Source organism: Peribacillus deserti, assembly GCF_002863585.1.
GTDB classification, from domain to species: Bacteria; Bacillota; Bacilli; order Bacillales; family DSM-1321; genus Paraperibacillus; species Paraperibacillus deserti_A.
Map to the genome: position 1 here is coordinate 139,134 of NZ_PGUY01000002.1, position 13,474 is coordinate 152,607.

Here is a 13,474-nt window from a genome sequence, read left to right on the forward strand (position 1 = left end):
TGTAAAAAATGCGAAATAAGAAACCGTAAGTTATTAAAAAATGTTTGTGGGGATATCAATATTCAGGGTGTTTTGACATGAAGGAAAAGCAAATTGCTATTGATACTACAGAAAATCAACTACAACAGATAATGGAAACTTGGAGCAAGCCATATTGTACCAAAAACAAACAGTCACGGCGAATCCGTGTTCTATTTCTATTACAAAATCAAGAGTGTTGGTTTAAAAGCCAGATAAAGTTGCTCGATATGCAAGCATTTAAAAAGAAACTGGCGGCTTTGAATCGTTCAATTACTTTTAATTTAGTACTTTTAAATTCTTCTTCAGACACTGTTACAGTCTCTGGTGCTTCTACTGGCGATGCATTAAACATAGATGGTCCTCTAACTAAACAGGTATAAACTCACTGTTAAGGAGGGAGACAAAATAACTGTTAATGATAGCTTTATCATTAATTCTGCTACATTATCAGAATCTACACCATTGAATGCTTTTTTATGTATATGGATTATTAGAAAACACGCTGAAATGAATCTTTGTGAAATAACAGATAACAAGTTGTCGACAAATTCTGAAAAATATAGAATACGCTCTCTTTAAATGGTAAATTATTCTAAGTGATAGGAATAATTATCTATTTGATAAAGGGGGGACACCAGTTAAATGGTCCATCAAAGCTGGTTGAAGAAATGTATTATGCTCGTGGTCATACTTTTATTAATTGCTGGGCAGTGGCCTTTACTTTCTTTAGCAGAAGATAACAAAAGCAGTAACGTCACAACGGAGGAAGTAGAATCTGAAGTACTTGCTATTGATGATCCGTCTTCTGATGAGGTCATTCCGGGAGGGCAGACTATTCAGGTGCAAACTATTGAGAATGGATTATCACCAGAAGAGCTAGTCCGAAATATTGTTGGTGAAGGTGTTAAGGTTCAAGGTGTGAAGTATACAGGGGCCGGCACGGCAGCTGGTACATTCACCGATTCCAAAGTGAACCTGGGACTTAATAAAGGGATTATATTGAGTACTGGGGAGGCTAATGGAATAGCTGTTACTGGAGACTTTCCGGGTTATGGAATATCTCATGAGCTTCCGGGAGACCGTGATCTTGAAGAATTAGTTAAGGATCAGAGTTTCCCATCTGACCCGGACAATCCCGAAAACGAGCCGGATACACCGGAACAACTGAACAATCCGATAGACGAGTCTGATATACCGGAGGATCCTGACAATCCAGGATTTGAAAATAAAACACATGACGCTTCTATACTTGAATTCGATTTTAAACCAAATAATAACAAAGTTTCCTTTCAGTATGTTATGGCTTCGGAAGAATATCCAGAGTATTTAAATTATAGCGACGTTTTTGGCTTTTTTGTTAACGGGAAGAATATTGCTCTTATTCCTCAAACCAATGAACCCGTGACCATAACGAATATCAACCATACAAAGAATAGTCAATATTACAAATCAAATGAAGAACATACGTTTAACACTCAAATGGATGGCATGACCACAGTTCTTTCAGCTGAGGCCGCAGTTACACCAAACGAGTGGAATCATATGAAATTAGCTATAGCTGATTTCTCGGATACCGCCTATGATTCTAATGTGCTAATTAAAGCGAATAGTTTAAACGACCGTCCAGCTCAGCCCGGTTCATTCCGGATTGGTGGAATCAAACATACATACAGCCAAGCTAATGCGCTCGTAAAGACATTAGCAGTGCTAGAAACTGTCACAGCTGAAGTGGAAATTTTTCGTGAGAACGGAACAGACGGTGATATTACACTGGCATGGAACACAGTAGATGCAATGGGGACACTTATAGATCAGGGAACTGTTATGTTCGCTGATGGCGAAAGTGCCAAAAAAGTACAAATTTCGTTTCCTAAGACACAGACAGGAATTTATTTTAAATTAATGAGTGCAACAGGTGGAGCGGAAGTTGATTCGTCGGCAGGAGAGCGCAACCTTACTATAAAAGGAATAGAGGTACAGCAGTCAGATTGGTTTCTTACTCCTGGTAATAAAGAATCCTTAAAAGTAAATGCGAAGCTGACAAGTGATGACTTGGAAGAAGTAACGGATAAAGCAGTCTATAAATCTTCCAAACAAAATGTGGTTTCCGTAGACCAGTCTGGTGAAATGACCGCAGCTGCCCCTGGGGAGGCAGTAGTCACGATTACCTATATGGGGTTAGAAATCCAAATTGAAGTATTAGTCATAAAAGAAGAATCATCTTTAGAGAGGATAGAATTATCACATGAATCACTAGTTTTGAAAACTGGCGGCGAAAAGCAGCTTCAAGTTATGGGAGTATATTCGGATAGCCAGACAATAAATTTAACAAATAAAGTGTCGTATAGCTCTAGTGATGAAGAGATTGTAATAGTCTCCTCCCAAGGTCAAATAACGGGCGGTAAAGAGGGTAGCGCTAGTATTAATGTAAGCTTTGGCGATCTGCCAGCAAAAGTAATACCTGTGGAAGTTATTCATGAGCCGGAGTTAAAAGACATTTCATTTAAAGAACAGGAATACAGCTTGGAGACCGGACAGACTGTAAAATTACTACTGTCCGCCTTATATGAAAATAGTAAATCGTCTGATATTACAACTGAGGCTGCTTATCAACTGGTCGAGGGTGATAGTGAGGCCGTAAAAATTGAAAACGGTTTTGTCACGATTTCTTCCCCTGGAGTATACAAGATAAAAGCCATATTTGAGTCAAAAGAAGCTGAAGTAACACTGAGAGTTAAAGAGCTGACGGAAATCTTATTTGATCAAATCTCCCTCAATTTGAAAGAAAATGAAACTGTTCCATTAAAAGTTAGAGCCCACTATTCCAATGGGAATTCAGTAGAAGTAACAAATAAAACAGCATTTAAATCCTCAAATGAACAAGTGGCTATCGTTGAAAATGGAAAGCTAAAAGCATTAAGTGAAGGAAGTACAACTATTCAGGCAATATTCAACGGAAAGGAAGCCACAGTACAAGTAACTGTAGAAAAAGCGAAAAAGCTAACTTCTATCACTTTTGATCAGAAAGAATATACCGTTACTCATGATCAGGAAGTGCCATTTAAAGTAACAGCTGTTTATGACAATGGTGAAAATGAAGATATTACCTTGAAAAACATTTTTTCATTATCAAATATCGATGCTATTAAGATTGCGGAGGGAAAGATATCAGGCTTAAAACCGGTAAAAGATAAGGTTTTCGTCAAAGCAGTATACGAAGGAAAAGAGGCGGAAGCAGAAGTCCTGGTTGCTCCGTATCTCAGTGAACTTCAAAGTGATGCCAATGCTATTGAAATAGAACAAGGGAAAACGAAGCAATTAACGATTAAGGCGATTTATTCTGACGAAAGTGAAAAAGATATAGCAGCAGAAGCCGTATATGAAGTAGAAAATCCCGGCATAGCGGCTGTATCAGCATCAGGAAACCTGCAAGCAATTTCTGAAGGTACAACGAAAGTTACTGGGAAGTATCAAGGAAAAGAGATTGCTTTCAACATTACAGTTAAAAAGCAGCCGGTCCCAGCTAAAACAGGATTTGAACTTGAGATCAAGGATAGTAAACAGGGTGTCATAAGTAATGCAAAGGTTATGGTGCAAAAAGCCGGAGAAACAGAAATGGAATCTGGGGAATCCGATGCAAAGGGCTTATTTGCCAAGGAAGCGGAACAAGGCGATTATGATGTGTATGTCTACAAAGATGGATATCTCCCAGTTTTTCAGCAAGTAACAGTCAAATCCGATGAACAGACTAAACTTAGTATACAGCTTCAGCAGTCAGAGTTGATTAAAGCCAACTTTAAGGCAGATCAAATGACTATTGAAGAGATGATGGCAGCGAGAATTGACGTGAAAGACCCTGATAACAGATGGTTTTATAAATTTGAAGCCCATCTAGCTTTTCAGGGGAAGCCAATTGATATTACGTATTACGGAGACAACACCGGAGAGATGTATAATGCACAGCCGTGGAACCTGGGCGGGGGGTATTATTTATATCCATATCTAATACCTGTTAACTATAAAGATTCCAGCGTTAAAGTTCCTATGATTGCCTATATGATCGTTCCTGGTGAAATAAGCTGGTTAAAAGAATTTTTTAGAGCTCAATTGGCCATTGAGAACTTGGCTCCTCCGCAATTTACCCTAGTAGACTCCAAAGTGGCACTAAAATTGCCTAAAGGACTCAGTCTGGCTAGTGTACGGGAAAATCAAACGCTGGAAGTCGACATAGGGGATATAAAAGGTGGCGGCACCATCTATCATGAATGGTATATACGAGGAGATGAAAAAGGGCAATACGATCTAGAGGCGGTTTTTACTAGTAAACTACAGCCTATGAATATTCCAGTGGAAGCAAAGTTTGTGACTCCTAAGCCCATAACGGTGTGGGGAGACGACGCACTGGAAATGCATATTAGGGCAGAAAAAACGGCGATTGCAGGAATGCCGTATAAAGTCCAGATGGGGATAAAAAATGTATCGGATGCTCCGATCTACTACTTGAACTTTGAGTTGAAGGAAGATGGAAAATTTAATTATTTTTATTCTCCGAAAACGAGGATTTCAAACTCAATTGAGGAAATTAAGCCAAACGAAACGGTTTTCTTTAAATATTTATTGATTCCTAGAATCAGCGGAACATTAGATGTGTCGAAATCATTCGTGCTGCGAACTGGCGGCAATGCAAACATCAAAACCATTATTTCGTATTTGGAATGAGTTCAGTAGGAGAAAAGGCTGTTGCTTACAGCCTTCTCTTTTGCATATTGCAGAGGAAAAGAGGAGTAGGAAGTGAAAAAAAACAAGCAGCTTTTATCCGTATTATTAATTTTTGTATTTATCTTTTCGCTGCTGTCTCCCGTGAGCCAGGCGAAAGCAGCTTCCCAGATTAGTAAATTTAAAGATACACAGAAACATCCGGCTAAGCAGGCTATAGACCGGCTTGTCAGCTTAGGAGTAATTAAAGGGTACAAAGACGGAACTTTCCGCCCGGAAAATAAGGTAAAACGTGTAGAATTCATAGATATGATAACAAAAATGATGAATTATCCAAGAAGCAGCAAGGCTAGTATAGCATTGCCTTTTAAAGATATTAAACCTGGTTATTCGGCATATCCAGCTATTGAGGCCGCAGTCAAACAGGGAATACTTTCAAAAAATGACTTTGGTGACAAATTCAACCCAAACCAATTAATCAACCGTAATGAAATGGCTGTGATCACTGCTAAAGCCTTACAGTTAAAACAGGAAAATACCAAATACCTAACATTTAGAGATAAAAAAGATATAAAAAAACAAGTGGGTCTTGTTAGTGCTGTAGTCAAGAGAGGACTTGTTTCCGGATACAGCGATAAAACATTTAAACCGGCTAAGGGTTTAACGCGGGCGGAGGCATCTGTTTACTTAGTACGGATGTACGATTATCTTAATGGGGTCTTCTTCACCGATATTGAAAATCATGCATCCAGAAGTGCGATTCAAAGTTTAGTGGGACTGGGGATCCTGAGTGGATATAAAGATGGCAAATTTTATCCGGAAAAAACGGTGACCCGTGCGGACTTTGTCACTTTCTTAATTCGCACAATGGGATATAAACCGGAAAAGGCAAAACCGACATTTGAGGATGTAAAGCCTTCCAGCGCAGCTTATTCATCCATACAAGCCGCGGGTCAACAGGGGATTATAAAGCCGAGCGAGTATGGCCGGAAATTTTCTCCCAATAAATTGATTACCCGTCAGGAAATGGCTGTTTTCTTAGCGAGAACCTTAAAATTAAAACCGGAAAACCCCTCTATTCTTAAATTCAAAGATAAAAAAAGTATTACAGTAAAAGACCAAGCTGCAGTTGCATCTGTAGTCAAGGCAGGGCTGATGTCCAGCTATAAAGATAACCAATTCAGTCCAAAAACAGCAGTTACAAGAGCCCAGGCCAGTGTGAGTCTAAAAAAATTATATGACTATAGCATAAATACGCCAAACCCTGATATTCCAACTGCCTCACCGGATCGTACATCTAAGGACGAAATAAAGGTCCAGAGTTATGTGAAGGAAATACCAAAACAGGCCTTAGGGTCTCTGGAGAGCGTGACAGACGGTGATTCAACTTTTATATTTAAAGGAACACCTGCAAATGTCACCACCTTAAAAAAAGGTGATATCTTTACTCTGCCGTCTACAGACAAGTTCCCAGGCGGATTTGCAGAGAAAGTTATTAGTGTAGTAATCCAGAACGGAAAAACGATTGTAAAGACTGTAAACCCTGAATTTACAGAAGTGTTTAATAAGCTTGACGTTCAAGAAGATAAGGACATATCTATTCAAGATTTAGTTCCTATTAGTATTCCAGAAGGTGTAACGGTTGACGGTCTAGAAGAGGGTGATCCCTCATCGATTAAGTCATATAGTTCCGGTTTCTCTGAAAAAGAAGAAAAAGAGAAGGGCAAAGGATTTAAAATCAATTTAAGGGAATTTAAATTGGAAGCTAATAACGTAACTATGAAAATAAATGGGGCTGTAGATTTCAAGAATGCAAAGCTGGAAACAGATGTGGATTACTCGTTTTTTAAATTAAAAACTTTTGAGACCAGATTTGTTTCTGATCCCAGCCTTTCTTTAAAGGGTGAGATTACTAAGGAGATCGCTTCTGGGGAGGCAGGCGGAAAGGGAACATACTCTAAGGTTTATAAGGGAATTGATTTTGGCACGAAAGCGAATGTACCTTCGTGGATGAGCGGTAAGGAATCCACTGGTCCATTTGAAAAGCAAAAATCAATTGGTAAATTCTATTTACCAGTTTATGGTCCAGTCGGTGCAAACCTTGAAGCCTTTTTGGTAATTAAAGCTGATCTAACGGTGGGTATTCATTTGGAGTTTATTCAAGATGTACATATGGATGCAGGTATAAAGGCTAAAGAGGGAAAAGTAGAATATAAGCCACAAAAAGCTGAATTTGAAGAGCCAGTATTCCTTATTAAAGGAAATGGTGGAGCACAATTAAAAGCAGGGCCAGGAATAGGAGTGAAATTAGCAGTATTTAAACTGTCAGTGGGTGGATTAGAAGGTAAATTAGGTTTAACGGGAGAGATTTATGGCCAAGCAACAGGTGGGTATGGAGATCAACCAGATCCTAACGAAGAACAAAACGCAAGGGGGTTGAAATTTTGCTTTAGGGCAGGGGCTGGAGCTTTTGCAGAAGTCACAGCAACCCTTGATCTTTTAGAAAAGCTTTATATTATAAAAAACGCTGAAGTGACCCTCCTAAAAAAGAATTGGAAATTCGGTGAATATACAAACTGTAAAGATGGCATGCTCGCAGCTAATCCTAAATTCTTAATATTAGCTCCAGGAGAAAGCAAAGAAATAGACCTCGGTTTATTTGAATTTGATAAAACAGAGCTAAAGTTATCAAGGCAGGAAGATAAATTAAAAAACACCACCCTTTCCCATTCTCTTAGCGGCGATAAGGTTTTAGCAATCAACTCAACAGAAAATAAAAACGGTTATAAGTACACAGTAAAGGTTGATGAAAAGGCGCTTCCTGGTGACATAGCTGAAGTCGAATTTACTTATCAAGGAGAAAAAGACAGCAAGAAAATAGAAGATTCGATTACGGTTTTTGTATTAAACCCCGAAAAGATAGAAGCTGAGCCTTCGCAAGTTACATTAAAACCTGGGGGTAAAAAACAACTGACAGTAAACGCAGTCTTTGAAGAACCGACAGGAAAATATCTTGATAAGCTAAAAGAAGAAGGAATTAGTCTTAAAGACCTGGTTAACGTAGATGTCACTTCCGCAGAGGGGATTATGTACAAGAGCAAAAATCCAGCAGTAGCCGAAGTTGATAGCAAAGGCAATATTACCGCTAATAGTCAAAATGAATCATCAACCGAAATAGAAATTTCTTATAAAGGCAAAATAGACACAGTACTTGTTAATGTGGAACAACCACCAGCCAATGGCGGCGGAAGCGGTCAGCCAGCTATACTTTCCGAAGAACAAATTAAAAGTATTATTTTAGAGGCTGAAAAGAAAGCGGACGGTATCTTCCGGCCTGAAGCTGAATCAGAAGATCCAGATGAGTTTAATGCGGTTAAGGGTAAATTATTAGATTATTATTCTGATAACTATTTAGATGGGTACTGGAAAAAAATTTATGAAGTTAATATAGCCTGGTTTACGGACCCGCATCTTTTATATCCTCTATCAGAGGCTATTTCATCTGGAACAGCGGGAACATTTAAAGTTAGCTCCCAATCAGTAGATTCTGTTAAAGCCAGTGTAGAAGTTCCCTTACGTGATAACGAGATCAAAGGTGATGCATTCGAGTACCAATACAGTATCAAAAAAATAAACGGCAAATGGCTTCTGGATGACATTGACGGGATAGACAATGAAAGACCTCAAGATGATTAATAATCTATAATACGAGAGGAGTTTCTTACAAGGAAGCTCCTCTTTATGTGTACTAACCTTATATATAGGTCCCGCTCAAATACTTAAATTCTGACAAATGGATCCACCATTCTACACAAGAACATTAAATTCTTGCATTCCGCAGTTGATCACACTCCTTGCGCTATTACGACTTATGCTCAGTTAAGGAATTTAAATGTTTAATAATCTGTATACTCCTGCCCTGATCCGCTCAAAGTCCGAGTATGTCACAGCATGGTGGTTCGGAGAGTTGATACAACACCTTGAACTAATATGAGTACTAATAGTAGAACTTGAAAAGGTTGTATCATTTTTCTTCATATATGAAAGCACTTCACCAATGCTGAACTCGTTAAGCTGTTTTTCTTTTACAATCGATTTAGCAGTATTCAATATTTCCTCTCTGCATGTTTCTTTTCTTTTAGGAGTTACAGTATTCAACCTAATCTCCACCTTCTTTTTATAAGATAGTTTTATTTCGTATAATAATATTTTAAAATAAAGGTAAAAATAGGTAAATATAAATATTGATATACGGGGGTTAAAGGTGGACGAAGAGAAGTTGGTACGACTATTAAATTCAGTAGGCAGAAATTGTTCGTTGAGTATTATAAAGTTTTAAGAAATCAGAAAAAATAAGGAGGTTGCCTAAGAATTATAAAGCTTCTGGGTCGAGGACGAGAGTGACCTGAGCAAACCGCATTTTCAAGAAGGGCTGGAGGCGCGAGCACTTCAGTTGTTTCTTCAAGAGCTGATAGTGAGACTAGAAAAAAAGCGAAAGAACTATTGTATACAACAGACTAATAAAATTATACAGAAGGTCCCGGGTCTATAACTGGGACCTTTTTCGTGCGAATTACTTTACCTGAGCAAAAAGTCATGGAATTTATAGTTAAAATGTATCATAAAATTAAAAAATGTGGTATCAATAAAATATGGATTTATTTTCCTTTGGGAGAGGGGTTTGGTGTATTAATGTCTTTAAAAAGAAAAAGGTTTAAAACTAGTAAAATGATCTTATTAACAACAGCAGCTGTAACCGGAGTGGTTGCTACCATCCAGCCGGTCTCGGGTGAAGCCGCTTTGACGTCTCGAGCCAATGAGCTGACAAAGAAGGCAGAAACATTAGCTAAATCACTGAAAAACGAAATTACATATAGTAATAGAGCAAAAAAGTATCCAAAATCTGTATTTGATTATCCAAATAGCAAGCTTTTGAAAGATACGGAAATAGCTTTGAAAAATGCTAAAAAGGCGGCTGCTTCTAGTAAGGGGAAAGAACGGCAAGTTTTAGAAGCCCGTTTAAATCAAAATGTCAAAGCGGTATACGATCGAGCCATAAAATACAGAGATGCTGTCAAATCGGGTAAGACTATAGAAATTAAAACTAAGGCTGTTAAGTATCAATTAGACAAAGGGGTAGTTGATAACTCCCTTTCTATAAAAAATAAAGTGTTAACCGACGATTTAAAAAAATATTCTTCTGCTTTTACCAAGGTTTCTGAAAAAGCAATGAGAGACGGCCTAATCAAGTTCTATCAAAATCCGGCTAAATCTATAAAAGATACGGCTGATCTAGCGTTGCTGATTTCCAAAGAACAAACAACTTTCGCTGCAGTTCTAAAAGCAAAAAATATAGATAAATCTATGTACTATTTTAATAGAGTCGGCCAATTATTAGCGGATGGAAAGAAAACTCACAAATTAAAAGATGGAACTAAGCTTTATACCAACCTTAATAAAAAATATAGCGATCTAAAAGCTACATATAATACATTTATTCTGCAGGCGGCCTCTAGTACAAAAGGAAAACCTACACTATACGGCGGTTCGGTTAACAAAGTTAAAACATACGACACACTGGTTATCATAGCTGGTAAAAATAAGTTTGTTAGATTATCTAATGCAGTAGTAAATGGAAACATTGTGATCAAAGGAGATAAAACAGGATCCGGTACGGTTTATCTGGAAAATGTGAAGGTTAACAAAGTGAAGGGAACAGGCGGTTCAATCATTGTTGAAGATGTGGCTGAGCATAGTTTATACCAAAACAAAGTTACTGCAGAAGAATTAAGAATTACCGATACGAATGGAGCGAACATCGTTTCAGGAAGCGGTACAACAATTAACTCTGTCATCGTTACAGAAAAAGCTGGCTCTACGGGTTCAATCAATCTAGAGGCTCAGGATAAAGGAAATTACGGGGAAATAGAGATAGCGTCAACGGGATCTCAAAAGTCTGAGGGAACCATATTGAAAGGGAACTTCTCTGAAACTACCGTATCAATTACTGGAAACGGTACAGAAGTAACTTTTGCTTCAAATTCAGAGGTGAAAGAAGTAAATGTTACTTCAGCTGCAACTCTTTCAGCGCAATTAGGTGCTTCTGTTCAAACGGTTAATTTAGCAGCAAAAACAAAAGGACAGGACATTTCTTTAAATGGGGATCTCGATGATACTCTTGTAAAAATTGCAAATCCTAATGCTAAGATTCACGTTGGTAAAAATACCGAAATTAAAAAAGTAGAAAAGGATGAAAATATTACTGATTCCATAGTGATTGAAAACCAGGGGAATATCAAGGTAGCTGATGGAGTGCAGGTTATAGGAAATCCGGTGCAGCCGACTATACCTTCAACAACCGATGGTGTATTTACACCTCCTGTTATAGATAATATTGCTCCAATAGCTTACGTAGTTAATGATCATCCACAAAAAATTTTTAACTTCGGAGAGAATGTAATAGGACAAAGTAATGAATTGGGAATTCTTTATGTGGTAGACAGTACAGAGTCTCCTAATAATAAAGCAGCTTTAGATGAACTAGTTCTTAGCGGGAGAGCAAGGAAAGCGCCAGTTACTGCTGCAAACACGGACGTAGAGATAGATGTTTCTGGTTTGCCTGTAAAAACTTATAAATTGTATTCCGTGGATCTAACCGGTAACATATCGATTCCTAGTGAAGAATTAACGATTGGACCACTAGAGCCCACAAATCTTCATATTGATAGTATAGATACAAATTATAGCACGGAAGGATCTGTTAAAAATATTATTAATTGGACAGCAAGTGTAACCCCAGGAGTGATTCGATATTCAATTCATAGAAACACAACGAATTCAATTGAAAATTCTACTCATATAGGAACAACTGATTTTTCTCATAACTCCTTCGAGGATACTTCTGCTGTCCCTGGAACAACTTATTATTACTTTGTTTTTGCTGATTCAGGATATTCAGGAAAAGCGAACCCTATAGGTACCAGGATTGATACGGCCGAAGATCTATCCATCTCAAATATTTTATTAGAATCGGGATCTATAGGGGAAGCCGGAAATAAAAAAATAACAGGATTAACTAGTGGTAGGAAGTATGCAGTTACAACAGACGGGAAAACATATGGCGTACAATCTAATGGAACATTAGGAGAAGCAAACTCTGCTGCTGAAGAGTTAAGTGGTACTGAGATAACAGGTTTGCTAAATGGAAGAACATATTTTGTAAGTGAAGAGCAGCAATCTTCAGACGGGAATCCGCCAATTATTAATATGGATCATTTTGGTGTCACGAATATTACGGACTCTTCACTAGACTTTAAAGTAAAAGTAAATGAGAATGCAATTGTATATTATGTGCTTGTCCCGGACTCTGAGGTAGTTCCACCTCCACACTTTGTAAAGGACGGGAAAAACGCTTTAAATGTCACAGCGTATAAACATGGAAGTTTTCCGCTTAGTGCAAACACACAAAACACAAGTACCATTAATGGATTAACGGCAGGGACTAAATATAAGTTAGTTTTGCTTGTTGAAGATTTATTTGGAAATTCTACTACTTTACATGTTTTTAGTCCTACCACTTTAGGTAATCAGAATGCGCCGTCAATTGTTAGACTAGCAGGGGGCTCCCTTGGAATAGCTGGGAATCAAAAGATAAGTGGATTAACTGTAGGGAAAAAATATAAGATTGAAGTTAATGGTACTACCTATGGTGTACAATCAGATGGGTACCTAGGTGCTCCAAATTCTGAACCGCAAACAATGGGTGGAGATGAAATTAAAGGATTAATTAATGGTGTAGAATATCGTGTTACAGAAGAGGTAAATGTACCAACTCCGTCAACAGCCCCCACTCCAAGTGATATTGAAATAACTAATTATACAACTTTAAATAACCCTTACGACTGGATGGATATTTACGAAGTGCCTTCTGGGGCAACGGTTAAAGTTTATGATTCTGCTGAAAATGGCAAGCTATTAGCAACCGGTACAAATAACGAGGATTATAGTTCAACGATCCAATTGAAAATTCAACCTGAATTAAACTCAAGCAATACCCATATATACGTATCCATTACAGAAGCAAATAAACTAGAGAGTGAACGAATAAGGAAAATGGTACCTGTAGGATTTTTGGGAGCAATTGTTTCAAAAGGATCCGTAGCAGGATCAACTAGAGTGATAGCGGATGTTGCAGAAGGTAATAGGTTAATGGTTAAAGTATCTTCAAGCAGAATTGAACTTCCTGTCCCAGGCGACAGTGTACCAGACGATGCTATCCCTTATACATCTGGGGATAACATTTTAGGAGTAGACCCGGAGAACAACCATGTATTGGGTTATTATGAAGTAGACGAAAATAACAAAGTAGTAAATTTTGGGTGGTATATGTTAGGTACATTCGAAATTAATAATGAGGGTTAAAACTCTGTAAATAACTAAAAAATACTCGGTAATGAAGAATATAATAGTTCGTTCACATGTTGATGTAAAAGAATCTTGTATTCATACCTAAAAGGTGTGTAAACAGAGTATAGTCAAAACCGGGTCAGTAATGACCGGGTTACTATTCATAAGGTCAATTGTAAATGCAATAAGACTGTATTAACAGGGACGGAGATTGCCAGATTAGGGGCGATCTCCGTCCTTTTATAATTATCCAAGGAGATAAGCAAATATAATCCAAAAGTCATTTTTTACCGCTATCACCGAAAATGGAAGGACAAATTTTTTTGTACCT

At 37.9% G+C, this 13,474-nt stretch carries 5 protein-coding genes; 4 read left to right on the forward strand and 1 reads right to left on the reverse strand.

Annotated features, from left to right (window positions below):
• Positions 1–77: 77 nt before the first annotated feature.
• The 3 genes from CUU66_RS00950 to CUU66_RS00960 all read left to right on the forward strand — a co-directional run bounded on the left by CUU66_RS00950 (position 78) and on the right by CUU66_RS00960 (position 8,433).
• The gene (locus CUU66_RS00950; protein WP_101639809.1) at positions 78–401 is read left to right on the forward strand and encodes a hypothetical protein; all 324 of its coding nucleotides are present in this window, start codon (positions 78–80) and stop codon (positions 399–401) included.
• Between the two features lie 262 nt (positions 402–663).
• On the forward strand, positions 664–4,740 hold the full coding sequence (locus CUU66_RS00955; RefSeq protein ID WP_101639810.1) for a choice-of-anchor L domain-containing protein: 4,077 nt from the start codon (positions 664–666) through the stop codon (positions 4,738–4,740).
• Between the two features lie 141 nt (positions 4,741–4,881).
• Positions 4,882–8,433: an S-layer homology domain-containing protein gene (locus tag CUU66_RS00960; RefSeq protein ID WP_374702956.1), complete on the forward strand. Its 3,552-nt coding sequence runs from the start codon at positions 4,882–4,884 to the stop codon at positions 8,431–8,433.
• Positions 8,434–8,625: 192 nt separating this feature from the next.
• On the opposite strand, the gene CUU66_RS00965 is transcribed toward CUU66_RS00960, so the two are convergent.
• Positions 8,626–8,895, reverse strand: coding sequence for a DUF7669 domain-containing protein (locus tag CUU66_RS00965; protein ID WP_101639812.1), 270 nt, complete (start codon positions 8,893–8,895; stop codon positions 8,626–8,628).
• 408 nt (positions 8,896–9,303) lie between these two features.
• Here CUU66_RS00965 and CUU66_RS00970 point away from each other — a divergent pair, with 408 nt between their 5' ends.
• Positions 9,304–13,158 (forward strand): fibronectin type III domain-containing protein, encoded by a 3,855-nt coding sequence (locus CUU66_RS00970; protein ID WP_101639813.1) that lies wholly within the window; start codon positions 9,304–9,306, stop codon positions 13,156–13,158.
• Positions 13,159–13,474 lie beyond the last annotated feature (316 nt).